Origin of the sequence: Pantoea phytostimulans, from assembly GCF_046118715.1 — a bacterium.
Classification (GTDB): Bacteria; Pseudomonadota; Gammaproteobacteria; order Enterobacterales; family Enterobacteriaceae; genus Pantoea; species Pantoea phytostimulans.
Genome location: NZ_CP173698.1, coordinates 958376 through 978528 on the forward strand (window position 1 = coordinate 958376; position 20153 = coordinate 978528).

Below are 20153 nucleotides of genomic sequence, written 5' to 3' on the forward strand. Positions count from 1 at the left end.
ATTTTGTCGATCAGGTGATTCCGCTGCTACAGGCGCGGGGCATATATCGTACGGAATATGAAGGCGAAACGCTGCGTGAGCATTGAGGGTTGGCGGAGCCGCTGAATCAATTCGCTGTGCGCAAACAGCAGGTGCATGCGCTATCAGGCGGTATTTGTTAGGCGTGGCGCACGCTTATTCAACTTTTTCAGCGTACTCGCACAGATCTTCGATCAGGCATGAACCGCAGCGTGGCTTGCGTGCTATGCAGGTGTAGCGACCATGGAGAATCAGCCAGTGATGACAATCAACCTTGAAGTTCTTTGGCACCACTTTCAATAGCTTCTCTTCTACCTGTTCAACGTTCTTGCCCGGCGCAAAGTTAGTGCGATTGCAGACGCGAAAAATATGCGTATCAACCGCAATCGTCGGCCAGCCAAAGGCGGTATTCAGCACCACGTTAGCCGTTTTTCGGCCTACGCCCGGTAACGCTTCCAGCGCCGCGCGATCTTCTGGCACCTCACCGCCGTGTTGTTCCAGCAGGATGCGGCAGGTTTTAATCACATTTTCTGCTTTGCTGTTAAACAGACCGATAGTTTTGATGTACTCCTTTACGCCATCAACGCCCAGCGCCAGCATTGCGGCCGGGGTATTCGCCACCGGATAAAGTTTAGCGGTGGCCTTGTTGACGCTGACATCCGTGGCCTGCGCTGACAGCAACACCGCAATCAGCAACTCAAATGACGAAGCAAAATTGAGTTCGGTGGTAGGGTGCGGATTGTTGGCCTGCAAACGGCTCAGGATCTCGACGCGTTTTGCTTGATTCACACGGCTTTCCCGGTATTGCCTGACAGTTCAGCCTCTGCAGCCGCTTCAGCGCGACGCGCTGCACGCTGTTTCATCTTCTGATCGATCAGATATTTACCTGCCAGCATCATGCCGAGGCCGATAAACGCGCCCGGTGGCAGCATGGCTAACAGCATCGGTGAATCGAAATGCACCACCTCAATACGCAGCACTTTGGCCCACGGGCCGAGCAGCTGATCGGCGCCGTTAAACAGCGTGCCGCTGCCGATGATTTCACGAATCGATCCCAGCACCACCATCGCACAGGTCGCACCCATACCAATAGCGAAACCGTCGAGCGCGGAAAGGGGAATGCTGCTTTTCGAGGCGACCGCTTCCGCACGGCCCACCACAATACAGTTGGTCACAATCAGCGGGATAAAGATGCCCAATGATTGATACAAACCGTAGGCGTAGGCGTTGATCAGCATCTGCACGCAGCTCACTACCGACGCGATAATCATTACGTAGATGGGAATACGGATTTCCGAAGGCACCCAGCGGCGCGAGGCGGAGATAAAGCTGTTGGTCAGCGTCAACACCAACGTGGTCGCCAGGCCCAGACCTAATGCATTGGTGGCGGTTGCAGTCACCGCCAGCAGCGGGCAGAGGCCCAGCAGCTGCACCAACGCCGAGTTATTTTTCCATAACCCGCCAACCAGCAGGTTTTTAGCTTCACTCATTTGCGTCTCCACACTCGGGTAACGAAGAGAGTTCCCCAGGAAGGGTTTCAATTAACAGCGCGGCGCGTTTAGTGGCATTCACCACCGCACGCGGCGTGATGGTGGCACCCGTAAACTGGTCAAACTCACCACCATCTTTTTTCACTGCGAAGGCCGTATCATTGGCGCCATGTACCACTTTACCGTTAAAACTGTTGATCCAGTCGGAAATGCGCAGTTCGATTTTATCGCCGAGGCCCGGGGTTTCATGATGTTCAACCACGCGAACGCCCAGCACCTTGCCTTTGAAATCAGCCCCAACCAGCATTTGAATCGCGCCAGAATAACCGTCTGGTGCGGTGGTCTCAAGTGCGGCGGCAACCGGTTGATCGCCTTTACGCGCCAGAAAGAGATGATGCGGATCACTATTACCCAATGCAGGATTAGTGACAACGTAACACTCTTTCTGAATGTTGTTGTCATAAAGCTCGGTAGGAACCACCTGATCCAGCAAATTTTTCTGCTGCAACTGGGTTTGATGTTCCACCGTCGGTTTGGTTACGGTGTTCACTACCGCCGTAAAGCCTGTGGTGATCGCCGCGAATATCGCCAGCGTGACGCCGTTTTTACGAATCGTTTCCAGCATCGTTTATTCCTTGTGATGGCCGTAAACGCGCGGCTGGGTGTAATAGTCGATCAGTGGCACACAGATATTCGCCAGCAATACGGCAAAAGCAACCCCATCCGGATAGCCGCCGAAACTGCGGATCAGCCATACCAGCAAGCCAATCAGTGCGCCGTAGATCAGACGTCCGCGATTGGTGGTTGATGCCGTAACGGGATCGGTCGCGATAAAAAACGCACCCAACATCGTGGCACCTGAGAACAGATGAAGGGTTGGGCTAGTCAGTGTTTCCGGCGAAAAAATCCAGCCGATCGTGGCGCAGAACGCCAGCGAGAGCAGCATGGCTGCGGGAATGTGCCAGCGAATGGCCTTTTTCCACAGCAAAAACAGGCCACCGACCAGATAACCCAGGTTGATCCATTGCCAGCCCAATCCTGCCAGCATGCCGCTGTAGATCGGTTGAGCCAGTAATTGATCGGCGCTGTGTCCGGCGCGCAGACCGGTTTTAAAGGTGTCGAGCGGCGTCGCCTGGCTCACTCCATCGACACCTATCTGCAACTGTTGCATGGTGTCACCGCCCAAGGTGTGGCCAGTAAACACCATACTAAGGGAGTCGAGCAGCGTCGGTTTAATCGCCTGCAGCGTGTCGGGCGGCATCCAGCTGGTCATTTGCACCGGAAACGAAATAAGCAGCACGACGTAGCCAACCATTGCCGGGTTAAACGGGTTTTGCCCTAAACCCCCGTAAAGCTGTTTGGCAATTACAATGGCGAACACCGTACCGACTACCACCAACCACCAAGGGGCCAGCGGCGGCAAGCTGATACCAATCAGAATGGCGGTAAGCAAGGCGGAGTTATCAGCCAGATTGCTGGCAATCGGCGCTTTGCGTAAGCGTAAAACGGCGGCTTCTGTAATCCACGCCGTGAGCGTAGCCAGCAAGACTTGAATCAGACTGCCATAACCAAAAAAATACCACTGAGCGGCGAAGCCGGGCACAGCCGCCAGCCCCACCAGCAGCATGATATTGCCTGTGCTGCGGCGGTTGTGGGTATAAGGAGAACTTGCAATACGAAAAGCCATTTATTCCTCAAGCGTCGAAGTCGACTGCGCTTTACGCGCTTTGGCACGGGCGATGGCAGCAGCAATAGCAGCTTTGCGCGCATCTTCGGGTTGATTCAGTTCAGGAGCTTGTTCAGGCTCTGCATAGGCGCTGTTGGCTTGTTCTTCTGCCTGCTCAGCATCTTCGACTTGAGTGCGGGCGATATGCGCCATTTCGGCTGTATCACGCGCTTCTTGCCTGGCTTCAGCCGCGGCATTGTCTGCTGCCGTGGAGGCTGCGGCGGCTTTTTTCGCTTTGGCACGGGCAATGGCTGCGGCGACGGCGGCTTTACGCGGATCTTCCGGCGCGTCGGCAACAGGCTCAGCAGCGGTTTCCACCGGCGCCTCCGCTGCGGCGGCTTTTTTCGCTTTGGCACGGGCAATGGCTGCGGCGACGGCGGCTTTACGCGGATCTTCCGGCGCGTCGGCAACAGGCTCAGCAGCGGTTTCCACCATTGCTTCCGCTGCGGCGGCTTTTTTCGCTTTGGCGCGGGCAATGGCTGCGGCGACGGCGGTTTTGCGCGGATCGTCCGGCGCGTCGGCAACAGGCTCAGCCGCGGTTTCCACCATTGCTTCCGCTGCGGCGGCTTTCTTCGCTTTGGCGCGGGCAATGGCTGCGGCGACGGCGGCTTTGCGCGGATCTTCCGGCGCGTCGGCAACAGGCTCAGCCGCGGTTTCCACCATTGCTTCCGCTGCGGCGGCTTTCTTCGCTTTGGCGCGGGCAATGGCTGCGGCGACGGCGGCTTTGCGCGGATCTTCCGGCGCGTCGGCAACAGGCTCAGCCGCGGTTTCCACCATTGCTTCCGCTGCGGCGGCTTTTTTCGCTTTGGCGCGGGCAATGGCTGCGGCGACGGCGGCTTTGCGCGGATCTTCCGGCGCGTCGGCAACAGGCTCAGCCGCGGTTTCCACCGGCGCATCCGCTGCGGCGGCTTTTTTCGCTTTGGCGCGGGCAATCGCGGCTTCGACGGCGGCTTTACGTGGATCCGCTGCTGGCTCCTCATGTATTTCAACGGCTTCAGCGGGTGAGCTGGCTTTCTTCGCCTTGGCGCGAGCGATGGCGGCTTCAACTGCCGCTTTACGCGGATCGGTAACCTGGCGGCTCAATGCCTGGGTTTCAGCTTGTGTTTCTGCCTGACGCAAACGTGCCTGCGCATGACGCGCTTCACGTTGCGCTTCCAGCGTCGCGTCATCCACCCCGGCATCCTGCTTCGCTTTCACGCGCGCTTTAGCGGCGGCAAACTCAGCATTATCGCTGCGCGCAGCGCGCTGTTTAGCATCAACATGGCGTGCTTCACGCGCCAGTTTTTCACGTTCCAGCCTGGCCTGACGCGCTTCGAAACGGGCTTTGGCTTCTAATGTACGTTTTGCTTCAAGATCGATGGCGCGCAGTTCTGCTTTTTCCTGGCGGTAATATTGCACCAGCGGAATATTACTTGGGCACACATAGGCGCAGGCCCCGCATTCGATGCAGTCATCAATATGATGCGCGCGCGCTTTATCGTGATCGCCGCCCTGGCTGTACCAGTAAAGCTGCTGTGGCAGCAGGTTAGCGGGACAGGCATCGGCACAGGCAGAACAGCGAATACAGGATTGTTCTTCGTCGTTATTGCCCATTTCGTGGCTGGAGGGAGCCAGAATGCAGTTGGTGATTTTCACCACTGGAACATCTAACGAGGGCAGCGTGAAGCCCATTAACGGCCCGCCCATGATCACCATCTGTTGCGGTGCGGGACGAAAACCGACCTGATGCAGTAAATGGCTGATTGGCGTACCAAGGCGGCTCCAGACGTTACGCGGCTGCGCGATGGCTTCACCGGTTAACGTGACGACGCGTTCGGTAATCGGCTCACCGTTAATAATGGCGCGCTTCACCGCCCACGCGGTGCCGACATTTTGCATCAGTACGCCAATATCGGTGGAGCGTCCGCCGTGCGGCACTTCTTTACCGGTGAGAATCTGGGTTAACTGTTTGGCGCCGCCCGAAGGATATTTGGTTGGAATGACGCGGATCTCTAAATCCCGCTCACTGCCTAAGGCGTGCTTTAACGCCGCAATCGCTTCCGGCTTGTTGTCTTCAATGCCAATCAGCACGCGCTCAGCTTGCAGCGTCCACGCCAGAATGCGGCTGCCTTCCAGCACTTCAGCGGCGCAATCCTGCATCAGGCGATCGTCTGCGGTGATATAAGGTTCGCATTCGGCTGCATTGATGATCAGCGTCTTGATGCCACGCAGACCACCTTTGAGCTTGGTCGCAGTCGGAAAACCTGCGCCGCCTAAACCCGCCACGCCTGCGTCGTGAATGCGCTGCACGATGTCAGCACGTTCGTGTTGGCGATAATTGGGCAGGGGATCAAGCGGCATCCAGCGATCTTCGCCATCCGGCGTCATGAAAATACAGAGCTCAGACAAGCCGGAAGGGTGCGCTGTCATGTGCTGACCAATATCGTCAATCACCCCTGACGTTGGCGCATGAACTGGCAACATCCGGCCCTGCCCAAAGGTCAGCGGCTGACCGCGCAGCACTTTATCGCCAGGCGATACACAAATCTCGCCCTCATGACCAATGTGCTGCTTTAGGGGAATGATGAATCGGTGCGGCAGCGGCAGTTCGCTCAGGGGCGTGCCGTTGGACTGGGTTTTCATTTCGGGCGGATGAATGCCGCCCTGAAAATCCCAGACCTTATCTTTTTTGAAGAAATTTAACAGATTAAGCATGACGCTCTACCGGAATTACCCGAACAGGAATAGTTTCGAGATCCCACTTCCAGTTGGCAGTGGTGGTTGCCACAGGACGCATCTCAATGCAGTCGGTAGGACAAGGCGCGACACAGAGATCGCAGCCGGTACAAACGTCGCTCAACACGGTGTGCATAGCACGCGTTGCGCCTACGATGGCATCAACCGGACAGGCTTGAATACACTTAGTGCAGCCGATACAGTTCTCTTCATCGATAAACGCTACGGTACGCACCGGCGCTTTGGCCTCTTCGTCGCCGTCAATCGGTTGTGGATCCACATTCAGTAATTCAGCCAGCTTGAGCATGGTCTGCTCGCCACCCGGTGCACATTTATTGATCGCTTCGCCATTATTGCCGACAGCGTCTGCATACGGACGGCAACCCGGATAACCGCATTGACCACACTGGCTTTGCGGTAGGATCGCGTCGATTTGTTCGACGATAGGGTCTTCTTCGACCTCAAAGCGGCGTGATGCGTATCCCAGCAGGGCACCAAATACCAGGCTCAGGGCACTTAATACAGCAATAGCTATCCAAATCGCGGTCATCAGAATTTCACCAGACCGGTAAAGCCCATAAAGGCCAACGCCATCAGACCGGCGGTGATCAGCGCAATCGAGTTGCCCTTAAAGGGCATCGGCACATTCGCCAGCACCAGCCGCTCACGCATGCCAGCAAAAAGCACCATCACCAGCGAGAAGCCCAACGAGGCGCTGAAGCCATAAAGCGCAGCCTGAAGAAAAGTGTGGTTGAGGTTAACGCTCAACAGCGGCACGCCAAGCACAGCACAGTTAGTGGTGATCAACGGCAGGAAAATACCCAGCAGGCGATAGAGCGACGGGCTGGTTTTACGCACCACCATTTCGGTGAATTGCACTACCACTGCGATCACCAGGATATAAGCCATGGTACGCAGGTAGACCAACTCCAGCGGAACAAGAATCAGGTGGTTTACCAGCCAGGCACAGATTGACGCCAGCGTGATAACAAAAGTGGTGGCGAGTCCCATGCCAATTGCCGTTTCCAGTTTTTTGGAAACGCCCATAAAGGGACAGAGGCCGAGAAACTTCACTAATACGAAGTTGTTCACCAGCACTGTGCCAACAAAGAGAAGAAGATAATCGGTCATTTTTTCGCCATAAATTCAAGAAGCGGCTTATTATCAGGGATAAAAGCCTCTATCTCAACTCCCACGCCCAATCAGGCGTGGAAGACCGCACTCAGAATTAAATTATTGACGTTTCTCACCGCGTTACGGTTGGACAAAAGTCGCTTTAACGCGTTGAGAACGTTTGAAGTAGGGTGCAAATACCGCTGCGGCTAACAAGGAAAACAGTAAAGTTTGCAGCGCTTTAGCATCTGAAACGGGTGAAAAGGCGAAGGTTTTCAGTGCCAGTAATACCGTAACCAATAACCACAACACATAGTGACGGGGTAAACGGTGCGAGCGTTTAAAGAACAGCCAGCAAACCCACAAGCTGTATAACCAGACAGCCGCAGCAGTCAGCAAAGAAAATCCCCACTGCATTAATAAACTGCTGCCGTGTGAAAACAGCGTGGTGCGCCATTCCGCATTAAATAAGGGCGTAAGGTACATCGCCATCACCAGCGCTGTGGTTAACAGGGTCATGATCAGCCAGGCCAGCGGCAGCAATAACCAGCCACCAATACGCGGCACAGCAACCTGTTCATTCATAGCAAGTGTTCCTGTTTTGGGATCGAAGCGCAGCAGAATAGCATGTCCAAACGGGGCACGCCCGACATGGACAAGAGGATTGATAAAATGGAGAAAAGTGGTGCGGCCAAAAAAAGATTAAACCACGTAACGCCAGACCGTTTTGGGTACGCGGCCCAAATCATATAAACGTCCGCCAGAAGTGAGCTCGGCACGTCGATGATCGGCAGCGCGGTACATATTGATAATTTCTTTGTCGTCGGTGAGCGAATAATTGAGATGGTCGTAAAGCTTTTCCAGGCTTTCAAAATTATTCACTTTGCGAAATTTAAGCAGGTAATCTTGCGCAGTCATCATTGCCATAACAGTAGTGGGAACAAAGGAGTGCTCAGTATAAAGAGCAACCTTTAGCTGTCCAGATCTCGATTAGAAAAAAAGCGTAAATTAAGACTAACTGACGAGATGTGACGTTAAAACGGATGTTTTTAAGAGTTTCAGTGCGACTTCTTCACTTTCATTTTCTGGCTTAAACAGCACGTTAACCGGTTTTTCTGCCTCATTGCCTTAATTGACCCAAAAGCTAAAAATTTTAGCTGTGTTGTTTTTTGCGCGTTAACGCGCATTGTCCGCCCATAATTAGCCGTGTTTAGTGGCCTTTTTAGACGGTTAACCGCAGCGTGAGAGTTATTCCCGTTTTTCAATCGGCGTCACAAGGTTGCTGAATGTACTTAGGCCATAAGGCGCGCCTTTGTGCGGGTAATCACAAAATTAATTATTTATCTTTTCAGGTTACTCATAACCATTCTTTACGCATCCTTGTAATCGCTTCCAGTTGCTGAGCGCATAAGCGGTTCTGTTTATTACAATTATTTAACCTGACCACAATTTAAATGCAGTCAATTTATCCATAACCCTGTTGCCTTAAATTGCCTGTTAGTATGCGTAACTCCTTTATATTGCTCTATTTTGTGAAGCAGGTCGCCATTATTTGCGTGGTTTTAGTCCAGGCTAAACAGGCTCTTTACCCTATACAGCAAACGCCCTTCAGAGGAATGAAAATTATGTGGAAACGTTTACTTCTGACTACTTTGGTCAGCGCCGCGTTGACTGGTCCGGTGCTGGCAGCAGATATGACGGTTGGCTTCTCGCAGGTGGGTTCTGAATCCGGCTGGCGCTCAGCAGAGACCAACGTGGCGAAAAGCGAAGCACAGAAGCGCGGCATTACGTTGAAGATTGCCGATGGACAGCAGAAACAAGAGAACCAAATCAAAGCGGTACGTTCCTTTATCGCACAGGGCGTCGATGCAATCTTTATCGCCCCCGTGGTGCAGACAGGCTGGGAACCGGTGTTGGAAGAAGCCAAAGATGCCAAGATTCCGGTATTCCTGTTAGACCGCGCCATCGTGGTTAAAGATAAATCGCTGTATATGGCAGTCGTCACGGCAGACAACGTATTAGAAGGCAAACTGATTGGCGACTGGCTGGTTAAAACGGTGGGTAGCAAGCAGTGTAACGTGGTTGAGTTGCAGGGTACGGTAGGTGCCAGCGTGGCGATTGACCGTAAGAAAGGCTTTGCCGAAGCGATCAGCGGCCATCAAAACATCAAAGTGCTTCGTTCACAGTCTGGCGATTTCACGCGCAGCAAAGGCAAAGAGGTGATGGAGAGCTTCATCAAAGCTGAGAATAACGGCAAAAACATCTGCATGGTGTATGCGCACAACGATGACATGGCCATCGGTGCAATTCAGGCGATCAAAGAAGCGGGTTTGAAACCGGGCAAAGACATTCTGACCGGTTCGATTGATGGCGTACCCGATATCTACAAAGCGATGCTGGCGGGTGAAGCCAATGCCAACGTTGAATTAACCCCTAATATGGCGGGCCCAGCTTTCGACGCGCTGGAGAAATTCAAAAAAGAGGGCACGCTGCCGCCAAAAATTATCAAAACCGAATCAAAACTGTTCTTACCTGCTGATGCTCAGGCCGAGCTGGACAAGAAAAAAGGCATGGGTTACTGAGTTGAAGACCGCCCTTTGGGGCGGTTTTTCATGACCTGAGGCGGAGCTAGCCGAATGACCATACACAATGAAGATGCACTGTTAACCATCAGCGGCGTCAGTAAAGGTTTTCCCGGCGTGAAGGCGCTGGATAATGTCTCTTTCAGCATACGCAAAGGCGAAATTATGGCGCTGCTGGGAGAGAATGGCGCGGGGAAATCCACGCTGATCAAAGTGTTAACCGGTGTCTATACCCGCGATGCCGGCACTATCACATTAAACGGCAATGCCATTTCTCCTCACAGCACAGCGGATGCGCAGGAGATGGGCATTGGCACGGTTTATCAGGAAGTGAATCTGCTGCCCAATATGTCGGTGGCGGACAATCTGTATATTGGTCGCGAACCGCATCGTTTTGGCATGATCGATCGTAAACGGATGATCCGTGATGCGGATGCCCTGATGCGTAACTACGGTTTTGCTCTCGACGTCACTCGCCCACTTGGCCATTACTCAGTGGCGATGCAGCAGATCATTGCGATTTGCCGCGCGGTCGATCTCTCTGCTCAGGTGCTGATTCTAGATGAACCCACCGCCAGCCTTGACGCCAGTGAAGTGGAAATGCTGTTTACCCTGATGGCGCAGTTGAAAGCCAAAGGCATGAGCCTGATTTTTGTGACTCACTTCCTTGACCAGGTTTATCGCATCACCGATCGCATTACCGTGTTGCGCAATGGTCAGTTTATCGCCACGCGTGATACCGCCTCGCTGCCGCAGATTGAATTGATTAAATTGATGTTAGGCCGCGATCTGATGGAAACCGCCTTGCAACGTCAAGGCAGCACCTTGCGCAGCAATCAACCGGTGGTTTCATTCGAAAATTACGGCAAAAAGGGCACCATCGAGCCGTTTAATTTGCAGGTTCGGCCCGGCGAAGTGGTGGGCCTGGCGGGGTTATTGGGTTCAGGACGAACAGAAACCGCTGAAGTGCTGTTCGGTATTCGTCGTGCCGATCGCGGCACAGCCACCATAAAAGGCAAAGTGCAGCATATTCGTACGCCTGCCAAAGCGTCACGGCTGGGAATGGGTTTTTGCCCGGAAGATCGTAAAACCGACGGCATTATTGGCGCGGCCTCGGTGCGAGAAAACATTATTTTGGCTCTGCAGGCGCAGCGCGGCTGGTTACGACCCATTAAGAAGCGCGAGCAGCAGGCCATTGCTGAACGTTTCATAAAAAGCCTGGGTATTCGAACGCCGCATGCCGAGCAGTCGGTTGAGTTGCTTTCGGGCGGCAACCAGCAAAAGGTCTTGCTGTCGCGCTGGCTGGTGACCAAACCGCAATTTCTGATCCTGGATGAGCCAACCCGCGGCATCGACGTGGGTGCGCACGCTGAGATCATTCGTCTCATTGAATCCCTGTGCGCAGATGGACTTGCGCTGCTGGTTATCTCCTCTGAACTCGAAGAGCTGGTGGGCTACGCCGACCGCGTGTTGATCATGCGTGATCTAAAGCAGGTGGCCGAAATCCCGCTGGAACAGCTTTCGGTGGCGTCGATCGTTAACGCCATCGCCGACGGAGGAGCACAACATGCTTGAATCCCATATGACACCTGAAAAATTACCACGTAAGTGGAAGCTGCCACCGGGAATGCCGCAAATTGCGGCGTTAATTCTGGTTTTGCTGGTGGACAGCTTCGTTGCCAATAACTTCTTTGCCGTGCATTTGCAGGACGGACGTCTGTTTGGCAGCCCCATTGATATTCTCAACCGGGCGGCACCGGTTGCCTTGCTGGCGATTGGGATGACGCTGGTGATCGCGACCGGCGGCATCGATTTATCGGTGGGCGCGGTAATGGCGATTGCCGGTGCCACCGCAGCCACCCTAACCGTTGCCGGACACAGTTTGCTGTTTATTATTCTCGCCACGCTGGGAACCGGATTTTTGTGCGGTTTGTGGAACGGTGTTTTGGTGGCCTTGCTGCGTATCCAACCGTTCGTTGCCACGCTGATTTTGATGGTTGCCGGGCGCGGCGTTGCACAGCTTATCACGCAAGGCCAAATCGTCACTTTCGACAGCGACAGTTTGGGCTGGTTTGGCAACGGTTCGCTCTGGATGTTGCCGGTGCCAGTATGGATTACCGTGGCGGTGGCGCTGCTGGTTTGGCTGCTTACGCGCAAAACCGCGCTGGGCCTGTTTATCGAGGCGGTGGGAATTAACCTGCGCGCTGCGCGTAATGCAGGCGTAACCGGCTGGCTGGTGGTGATGTCAACCTACGTGATCAGCGGCATTTGTGCGGCAGTAGCGGGTTTGATTATCGCCGCAGATATTCGCGGTGCAGATGCTAACAATGCCGGTTTGTGGTTGGAGCTGGATGCCATTTTAGCGGTGGTGATTGGCGGCGCGTCGCTGATGGGCGGGCGCTTCAATATTGCGTTGTCACTGATTGGTGCGTTGATCATCCAGTCAATGAATACCGGCATTTTGCTCTCTGGCTTCCCGCCTGAACTGAATCAGGTCGTGAAAGCGGTGGTGGTGATGTGCGTGCTGCTGTTGCAGTCGCCGCGCTTTATAGCGATGTTTAAACGGAGACGTTCATCATGATCAAGCGCCATCTTCCCTTGATGATCACTTTGCTGGTTTTTGTGGCGGGTTATCTGTTCTGCCTGAGCCAGTTCCCGGGATTCGCTTCCACGCGGGTGATCTGCAACATCCTTACCGACAATGCTTTTCTCGGCATTATCGCTGTCGGCATGACGTTTGTGATTCTGTCCGGCGGAATAGATTTGTCCGTAGGCGCAGTTATCGCCTTTACCGGTGTGTTTCTGGCACGCGCAATTGGCGACTTCCATCTTAATCCGCTGGTGGCCTTTGCCTTGATTTTGTCTCTGGGCGCGTTGTTCGGTGCCATGATGGGGTGGTTGATTGATGCGCTGAAGATCCCGGCCTTTATTATTACGCTGGCGGGGATGTTTTTTCTGCGCGGTTGCAGTTATCTGGTTTCTGAAAACTCGATTCCGATTGATCATCCGTTCTACACCACGCTCTCCAGTTTTGCCTGGAAAATCCCCGGTGGAGGTCGGCTCAGTTTGTTGGCGGTGATCATGTTGCTGGTGGTGTTTGTGGGCATAATTCTTGCCCACCGCACGCGCTTTGGGAATCAGGTTTATGCCATTGGCGGTAGCCTGACTTCAGCCCAGTTAATGGGCGTTTCAACCCGCGCTACCACCATCAAAATTTACATGCTCTCTACGACGCTTGCGACGCTGGCGGGGATCGTGTTCTCAATATATACCTCGGCAGGCTACGCGTTAGCCGGTTTGGGCGTTGAGTTAGATGCCATCGCGTCAGTGGTGATTGGCGGCACGCTGTTGTCGGGTGGGGTTGGAACCGTGCTGGGCACGCTGTTCGGCGTCTTGATTCAGGGACTGATTCAAACCTGGATCAACTTCGACGGCACGCTGAGTTCCTGGTGGACCAAAATCGCCATCGGTATTCTGCTTTTCGCCTTTATCGCGTTGCAACGTTTGCTCACGGTGATGTGGGATCGTCAGAAGAACGCGCCCGTTAAACGCATCAGTACCTCTTAAATAGGATGTTATAAAAATGAGGTGTTGAACATCAGGCGGCTCAAAACGAGCCGCCTTTTTATTGTCATGAATCGAGCGACATCACCATTAATGTCACCTCTTCGTCAGCAATGACCCGTTGCTCAACTGCCTGCCAGCCTAAGCGTTGATAAAACGCCTGTTGATCTGGCGTGTAGAGCCACAACGCTTTAATACCGTTCTGCTTCGCCAGCGCAACGCAGCGGCTAATCAATGATTTAGCAATGCCTTGTCCGCGAAACGCGCTGTCAGTCACCACTTCGCCCAGCCAATATTCACGCGCTAAAGCATCATTGAGTTCATAACGGATCACGCTACTGGTGGCGATGACTTTGTCAGCGTGCTCCGCAACCAGTGTGAATTCGCTGTGCGCTGAATCATTGCGCGCATTGAGCCGTTGCAGGATGGCGGATTGATTTGACCAGGCAGGTAAGGCAGACCATTCGCGGAACAGGAGATGTGCGGTTTGAGCAGCAAATGAGGACGCTTCACTAAGAAGTTGGATTTTCATTGTTATCTTCCATGCTGGGCAACATTAAAGGGGTTTTTGAAAGATGAAAACACGGTGTTGTTAATTCACGCAAGGGGCAGGTTTGAAAACAAGTGAAGCGAGGGAATAAAGGCGTGAATGATGGGTAGAGGAGTAAAACGTCCGCCACAGAGATGCGGCGGACGTGACTACAGGGATGTATTTACAGCGGCGTTACGGCACTGCCCATCATATGCGACTGACCGCGCCGTTTTTTTACCGCTGAATGAGAGTAAACCCCGCTAACCTATCAACGTTTCATGCGGTAATAGGCTTCATTCCAGCGCAGCGCATCTTTGAATGATGGCAATTGCGTCTGTTCATCAATCACCAACACTTCGATGTCGTTCATCTCGCCATACAGATACATATCATCCAGTGTTAACGCCTGGCTGAATACCGTATGGTGCGCGCCACCGGCTAAAATCCACGCTTCGGAGGCTGTCGCCAGCGAGGGTTGCGCACGCCACAAGGCGCGGGCCACCGGCAACTTCGGCAGCGGTTTTGGCTGTTCAATCGCATCGACCACGTTCACCAGTAAGCGGAAACGATCGCCCATATCAATCACGCTGGCGTTAATTGCACGGCCTGCCGGTGTAGAGAAGATCATGCGCGCCGGATCGGCTTTATCGCCAATGCCGAGGAACTGCACATCGATCAGCGGCTTCTCTTCAATCGCAATAGAAGGGCAAACTTCCAGCATGTGCGAACCCAGTACCAGATCGTTGCCCGGTGAGAAGTGATAGGTGTAATCCTCCATAAAGGAGGTGCCGCCAGGCCGATCGCCCGCGAGGATTTTGAAAATACGCAGCAGCGCGGCAGTTTTCCAGTCACCTTCACCGGCAAAACCATAACCTTGTCCCATCAAGCGCTGCACCGCTAAGCCGGGCAACTGTGTCATACCGTGCAGCGTCTGGAAGTTAGTGGTGAACGCGTGGCAACCTTCGCCTTCAAGAAAACGCTTCAGTCCCAGTTCAATACGGGCTGCATCCAGAACGTTCTGGCGCTTTTCTCCGCCGGTCGCCGCCACGTCGGTAAAGCGATAAAGGCTTTCATACTCATCAAGCAGCGCATTTACGTCGCCATCGCTGACGCTGTTAATCACGTCGACTAAATCGCCCACGCCCCAGCCGTTTACTGAATAACCAAACTGGATTTGTGCGGCCACTTTATCGCCTTCGGTCACGGCCACTTCACGCATGTTGTCGCCAAAACGGGCCACCTTCAGCTGCTGGCTGGCCTGTTTTGCCACCGCTGCACGCATCCAGTTGCCGATACGCTGCTGGCTTTGTGCATCCTGCCAATGGCCGGTTACTACGCTGTGTTGTAACCCCATGCGTGCGCCGATGAAGCCAAACTCACGGCCGCCGTGTGCGGTCTGGTTCAGGTTCATAAAGTCCATATCCATGCTGTCCCACGGGATCTCAGCATTAAACTGGGTATGGAATTGCAGCAGCGGCTTATTCAGGACGCTCAGGCCACCGATCCACATCTTGGCGGGGGAAAAGGTGTGCAGCCAGGTAATGATCCCAACGCAATGTTGATCGTGATTCGCGTCACGACACAGCGCCAGCGCTTCGTCGGGGGATTTCACCAGCGGCTTAAGCTCCAGACGCAGCGGAATGCCAGACGCCTGATTCAAGCCTTCCACAACCTGTTGTGCATGCTGTTCTACCTGACGTAACGTTTCCGCTCCGTAAAGATGCTGTGTGCCAATCACAAACCATACGCTGTGCGCTTTAAACTGTTCCATAAACTCTCTCCTGACTACGTAGCGGAAACGGAAGCGGGACGTGCGGCGTAATGCGGTTCTGCCGTCACGGACCATTCTTGATAGCGTTGATAAAGCTGCTGATAGCGTGCCACGCGCGCCTGATCGGGCTGTAAGGTGACGGCAATCGGGCTGGCCATTACCTGTTGGGCATCGGGTACGCTGGCGTAAACGCCTGCGGCGACTGCGGCAAAAATTGCGGCGCCCAAGGCGCAGCACTCATCTGAGGCGACGATATCCAGTGGACGGTTCATCACATCGCAGCAAGCCTGCATGATGGCAGGGGATTTACGTGCAATGCCGCCCAGCGTCAGGATGTTCTCAACAGGAATCTGTTGCTGCTCAAAACATTCCATAATGGCGCGGGCACCGAAGGCCGTGGCAGCGATCAATCCGCCAAACAGTGCAGGCGCGTCAGTGCCGAGGTTAAGATCGGTGATCACGCCTTTCAGACGTTGATTAGCATTTGGGGTGCGACGACCGTTGAACCAGTCCAGCACCACCGGTAAATGCTCCAGTTTTGGATCCGCTGCCCAGGCATGGGTAAGATTTTTAATCAGATCTTTTTGTAGCGCGGCGAGCTGCGGCTTCAATTCAGGATGTTGCTCAGCGGCCTGTTGCAGCGGCCAGCCCAGCAGTCGGCTAAACCAGGCGTAGATATCGCCGAACGCCGATTGTCCCGCTTCGCAGCCAATGGCACCAGGCATCACGCTGCCGTCGACCTGACCACAAATCCCCTTAATGGCGCGATCACCCACGGTTTCAGCATCGGCGATCAGGATGTCGCAGGTTGATGTACCGATCACTTTAACCAAGGTATAAGGCTTGGCACCGCCGCCGACTGCGCCCATATGGCAATCAAAGGCGCCGCCTGAAAGGGTCACTTTTTGCGTCAAACCCAGGCGCTGTGCCCAGTGATCGCTGAGGGTGCCGACCGGAATATCTGCGGTCCAGGTCTCTTCAAACAGCGGCGAATCGAGTTGCTGCGTCAGCAACGGATCCAATGCATTGAGGAAATCTACATCCGGCAAACCATTCCACTCGGGATGCCATAACGCTTTATGACCGGCGGCACAGCGTCCCCGGCGCAGTTGCGCGGGCGCGGTAGTTCCGCTCAGTAAAGCGGGTACCCAATCACACAGCTCCACCCATGACACCGCCGCTTCACGTACCGCATCATCTTCACGCGACACGTGCAAAATCTTGGCCCAAAACCATTCAGAGGAGTAAATGCCACCAATGTAGCGGCTGTAGTCCGGGAAGCGGCCGCTGTGACAGAGCTGATTGATCTCTTCAGCTTCTTCAATAGCGGTGTGATCTTTCCACAGCACAAACATTGCGTTGGGATTGTCAGCAAATTCCGGACGCAGCGCTAACACATTGCCGTCACGATCAATCGGGGCGGGCGTTGAACCGGTGGTATCCACGCCAATGCCAACGACGGCGGCGCGTTGTTCCGCACTCAGCGCGTTGAGCACACCCAGCATCGCCTGCTCCATGGCGTCGATGTAGTCCTGCGGATGGTGACGAAAGCGGTTGGTGTGAGGATCGCTATAAAGGCCTTGCTGCCAGCGCGAGTAATTAACGACTGCGCTTTCAAGCTCTTTGCCGCTCTGGCAATCCACCGCCAATGCACGTACCGAATCACTGCCAAAATCCAGTCCGAGGGTGATGGCCCGCATCGGATATCTCCTGTTGTGTATTGATGCTCCTATCCTGGAATTGACACAGATTAAGGGTTAGTCATCGCTGGCTGAGAATATGCACTTTTCTGCCATCAGTAATGATTTTGTGATCCATGGCAAAAGTTAAGTACCGGTTAAAATCGCTGAATATATGGACCAATTTGCCGTGATTTGAAGATGTGATACCGCTCTACATTTTTCTTATCCATTCCAGCTAAAACTAGCGCAGCGTTTGAACAGGCAATCACCAACTCGCTTCCTAACGCACTGATTTACATCTGTCCCTAAAAAACAAAATTGACTGGTAGCGTTTACACCGATTCGTTATTAGCAGCGATAAAACAACTAGCGCCGGAGAGCATCATGCATAAATTCACTAAAGCGTTCGCGGTCATTGGGCTGGCAGCGGTTATGTCACAATCCGCTATCGCCGAGACCATGAAGCTTGGTTTTTTAGTCAAGCAACCGGAGGAACCCTGGTTCCAGACCGAATGGAAATTCGCCGATAAAGCCGGAAAAGATTTGGGCTTTGAGGTGATCAAAATTGCCGTTCCCGATGGTGAAAAAACCCTTAATGCCATCGACAGCCTGGCCGCCAGCGGCGCGAAAGGTTTCGTTATCTGTACACCCGATCCTAAACTCGGTTCCGCTATTGCGGCCAAAGCCCGCAGCTATGACATGAAAGTTATCGCGGTCGATGATCAATTTGTGACGGCCAAGGGCAAGCCGATGGATACCGTGCCGTTAGTGATGATGGCGGCGACCAAAATCGGTGAGCGTCAGGGACAAGAACTCTATAAAGAGATGCAAAAACGCGGCTGGGATGTGAAAAGCACCGCCGTGATGGCGATCACCGCCAACGAACTCGACACGGCGCGCCGTCGTACCGGCGGTTCAATGGACGCGATCAAAGCAGCCGGTTTCCCGGCTGGCCAAATCTATCAAGTCCCGACCAAATCCAATGATATTCCTGGCGCGTTTGATGCCGGTAACTCTTTGCTGGTGCAGCATCCTGAAGTGAAACATTGGCTGATTGTTGGCATGAACGACAACACCGTGCTGGGTGGTGTGCGTGCGACAGAAGGTCAGGGCTTTAAAGCCGCTGACGTTATCGGTATCGGTATCAACGGTGTGGATGCCATCAGTGAACTCTCCAAAAACAACGCGACCGGATTCTACGGGTCGCTGCTGCCAAGCCCGGATGTACACGGTTATAAGAGCAGCCAGATGCTCTACAACTGGGTAAGCAAAGGGGCAGAACCGCCGAAATTTACTGAAGTGACCGACGTGGTGTTGATCACCCGTGACAACTTTAAAACGGAACTGGCGAAGAAAGGGTTGATGTAAACCCGCACAGCGCTTCCGCACCTGTATCAAGGTGCGGAATCTCCTCGGCTAACCCAATGGAGTTTCCATGAACACTGATTCAGCCTTTCTGTCGTTTCATGGCATCAGTAAAACCTTCCCCGGCGTGAAAGCGTTGCAGGATATCTCGTTTGAGTGTCACGGCGGCCAGGTTCACGCGCTGATGGGTGAAAACGGTGCCGGTAAATCGACGCTGTTAAAAATCCTCAGCGGCAGCTACCAGCCTAGCGGGGGTGAAATCCGCATCAAAGGCAAGCCGATGAGTTTCCAGCTCACCACCGATGCGCTCGATGCAGGCGTGGCGATTATTTATCAAGAGCTGCATCTCATCCCGGAAATGAGCGTGGCGGAAAATATCTATCTCGGTCAGATGCCACACAAACATGGCTTGGTTAATCGCAAGCTACTGCGTTACGAAGCGGGTTTGCAGCTTAAAAATTTGGGCATGGATATCGATCCCGACATGCCGCTGAAATACCTGTCGCTGGGTCAGTGGCAGATGGTAGAAATTGCCAAGGCGCTGGCACGCAATGCCCGCATCATCGCCTTTGATGAACCGACCAGTTCGCTGTCAGCGCGTGAGATCGACAATCTCTTCCGCGTGATTCGTCAGCTGCGCGCAGAGGGACGCGTGGTGCTGTATGTATCGCATCGCATGGAAGAGATCTTTGCACTGAGCGATGCCATTACCGTGTTCAAAGATGGCCGCTATGTGCGCACATTCACCGACATGGCTACCACGCATCACGATGATTTAGTGCAGGCAATGGTCGGACGAAACCTCGGCGACATTTACGGCTATGCGCCACGTGAAAAAGGGGCGGTGCGACTGGAGCTGGACAAGGTCGAAGCGAAGGGCGTACGCACCCCGATTTCGCTGCACGTTCATGCAGGGGAAATTGTTGGCTTGTTTGGTCTGGTCGGTGCAGGACGCAGCGAACTGCTGAAAGGGCTGTTTGGTGCGACGCGACTGCGCGGTGGGCAGGTCAGGCTGGATGGTAAACCCTTAACGCTACGTGAACCGATTGATGCGATTCGCGCGGGCGTCATGCTCTGCCCGGAAGATCGCAAAACGGAAGGGATTATCCCGGTGCACTCGGTCCGTGACAACATCAACATCAGTGCGCGACGCCATAACCTGGCGGCGGGATGCCTGATTAAACAGGGCTGGGAAACGAAAAACGCGGATAACCATATTCGTTCGCTCAATATCAAAACGCCCGGTGCCGAACAGCTGATCATGAACCTCTCCGGGGGGAATCAGCAAAAGGCGATTCTGGGCCGCTGGTTGTCGGAAGAGATGAAAGTGATCCTGCTGGATGAACCGACGCGCGGCATTGACGTGGGCGCTAAACATGAAATTTATAACCTGATTTATCAACTGGCGAACAGAGGTATTGCGGTGCTGTTTGCCTCCAGCGACTTACCGGAAGTCATGGGTCTCGCTGACCGCATTGTGGTCATGCGTGAAGGTGCGATTGCCGGTGAAATAATGCACGACGATGCTACGGAGCAGCAAACGCTGAGCCTGGCGATGCCGAAAACTACTCAAGCGGCCGCCGTGGCCTGACAGG

General features: G+C 54.0%; 18 protein-coding genes. 6 read left to right on the forward strand and 12 right to left on the reverse strand.

All coding sequences use genetic code 11. The annotated features are described in order from the left end of the window. Positions 1 to 174 precede the first annotated feature (174 nt). The 9 genes from nth to ydgT form a co-directional block, all read right to left on the reverse strand. On the reverse strand, positions 175 to 807 hold the full coding sequence (nth, locus tag ACF2G4_RS04605; RefSeq protein WP_409075587.1) for an endonuclease III: 633 nt from the start codon (positions 805 to 807) through the stop codon (positions 175 to 177). Further along, entirely contained in the window at positions 804 to 1508 is a 705-nt protein-coding gene (locus ACF2G4_RS04610) for an electron transport complex subunit E (protein ID WP_243078023.1), read from the reverse strand. Before ACF2G4_RS04610 ends, nth begins: the two co-directional genes overlap by 4 nt. Then, positions 1501 to 2133, reverse strand: coding sequence for an electron transport complex subunit RsxG (gene rsxG / locus ACF2G4_RS04615; RefSeq protein ID WP_243078022.1), 633 nt, complete (start codon positions 2131 to 2133; stop codon positions 1501 to 1503). Before rsxG ends, ACF2G4_RS04610 begins: the two co-directional genes overlap by 8 nt. A gap of 3 nt (positions 2134 to 2136) precedes the next feature. Continuing rightward, complete coding sequence (gene rsxD / locus ACF2G4_RS04620) at positions 2137 to 3195, reverse strand: electron transport complex subunit RsxD (RefSeq protein ID WP_409075588.1); 1059 nt, start codon at positions 3193 to 3195, stop codon at positions 2137 to 2139. Beyond that, positions 3196 to 5928: an electron transport complex subunit RsxC gene (gene rsxC / locus ACF2G4_RS04625; protein ID WP_409075589.1), complete on the reverse strand. Its 2733-nt coding sequence runs from the start codon at positions 5926 to 5928 to the stop codon at positions 3196 to 3198. Beyond that, complete coding sequence (gene rsxB, locus ACF2G4_RS04630; RefSeq protein WP_215846889.1) at positions 5921 to 6499, reverse strand: electron transport complex subunit RsxB; 579 nt, start codon at positions 6497 to 6499, stop codon at positions 5921 to 5923. Before rsxB ends, rsxC begins: the two co-directional genes overlap by 8 nt. Continuing rightward, positions 6499 to 7080, reverse strand: a complete 582-nt coding sequence (gene rsxA, locus ACF2G4_RS04635; protein WP_243078019.1) for an electron transport complex subunit RsxA — start codon at positions 7078 to 7080, stop codon at positions 6499 to 6501. The genes rsxB and rsxA overlap by 1 nt, the downstream gene beginning before the upstream one ends. A 123-nt stretch (positions 7081 to 7203) precedes the next feature. Continuing rightward, the gene (locus ACF2G4_RS04640; RefSeq protein ID WP_332627885.1) at positions 7204 to 7647 is read right to left on the reverse strand and encodes a DUF2569 domain-containing protein; all 444 of its coding nucleotides are present in this window, start codon (positions 7645 to 7647) and stop codon (positions 7204 to 7206) included. A 117-nt stretch (positions 7648 to 7764) separates the two neighbouring features. Further along, a complete protein-coding gene (gene ydgT, locus ACF2G4_RS04645; RefSeq protein WP_215848284.1) occupies positions 7765 to 7980 on the reverse strand; it encodes a transcription modulator YdgT in 216 nt (71 codons plus the stop codon). 707 nt (positions 7981 to 8687) lie between these two features. On the opposite strand from ydgT, the gene ytfQ reads away from it, so the two are divergent. From ytfQ to yjfF, 4 genes are read left to right on the forward strand one after another with little or no spacing between them, the layout of a single operon-like run. After that, positions 8688 to 9644 (forward strand): galactofuranose ABC transporter, galactofuranose-binding protein YtfQ, encoded by a 957-nt coding sequence (gene ytfQ, locus ACF2G4_RS04650; RefSeq protein ID WP_243078017.1) that lies wholly within the window; start codon positions 8688 to 8690, stop codon positions 9642 to 9644. A gap of 54 nt (positions 9645 to 9698) precedes the next feature. Beyond that, complete coding sequence (locus tag ACF2G4_RS04655) at positions 9699 to 11219, forward strand: sugar ABC transporter ATP-binding protein (RefSeq protein ID WP_409075590.1); 1521 nt, start codon at positions 9699 to 9701, stop codon at positions 11217 to 11219. Then, entirely contained in the window at positions 11212 to 12225 is a 1014-nt protein-coding gene (gene ytfT, locus ACF2G4_RS04660; RefSeq protein WP_409075591.1) for a galactofuranose ABC transporter, ATP-binding protein YtfT, read from the forward strand. Before ACF2G4_RS04655 ends, ytfT begins: the two co-directional genes overlap by 8 nt. Further along, complete coding sequence (yjfF, locus tag ACF2G4_RS04665) at positions 12222 to 13211, forward strand: galactofuranose ABC transporter, permease protein YjfF (protein ID WP_215846886.1); 990 nt, start codon at positions 12222 to 12224, stop codon at positions 13209 to 13211. Before ytfT ends, yjfF begins: the two co-directional genes overlap by 4 nt. Positions 13212 to 13275: 64 nt before the next feature. Here the strand turns inward: yjfF and ACF2G4_RS04670 are convergent, their stop codons facing one another. The 3 genes from ACF2G4_RS04670 to ACF2G4_RS04680 form a co-directional block, all read right to left on the reverse strand. Then, positions 13276 to 13740, reverse strand: a complete 465-nt coding sequence (locus tag ACF2G4_RS04670; RefSeq protein ID WP_332627891.1) for a GNAT family N-acetyltransferase — start codon at positions 13738 to 13740, stop codon at positions 13276 to 13278. A 268-nt stretch (positions 13741 to 14008) separates the two neighbouring features. Continuing rightward, a complete protein-coding gene (araA, locus tag ACF2G4_RS04675) occupies positions 14009 to 15511 on the reverse strand; it encodes an L-arabinose isomerase (protein WP_243078014.1) in 1503 nt (500 codons plus the stop codon). A gap of 14 nt (positions 15512 to 15525) precedes the next feature. Further along, positions 15526 to 17211, reverse strand: a complete 1686-nt coding sequence (locus ACF2G4_RS04680) for a ribulokinase (RefSeq protein WP_215846884.1) — start codon at positions 17209 to 17211, stop codon at positions 15526 to 15528. 366 nt (positions 17212 to 17577) lie between these two features. Between ACF2G4_RS04680 and ACF2G4_RS04685 the strand changes: the two genes are divergently transcribed. Together ACF2G4_RS04685 and araG are read left to right on the forward strand one after the other, a co-directional pair. Beyond that, a complete protein-coding gene (locus ACF2G4_RS04685; protein ID WP_243078013.1) occupies positions 17578 to 18561 on the forward strand; it encodes an arabinose ABC transporter substrate-binding protein in 984 nt (327 codons plus the stop codon). A 67-nt stretch (positions 18562 to 18628) separates the two neighbouring features. Beyond that, the gene (araG, locus tag ACF2G4_RS04690; RefSeq protein WP_243078012.1) at positions 18629 to 20149 is read left to right on the forward strand and encodes an L-arabinose ABC transporter ATP-binding protein AraG; all 1521 of its coding nucleotides are present in this window, start codon (positions 18629 to 18631) and stop codon (positions 20147 to 20149) included. The last annotated feature ends 4 nt before the right edge of the window (positions 20150 to 20153 follow it).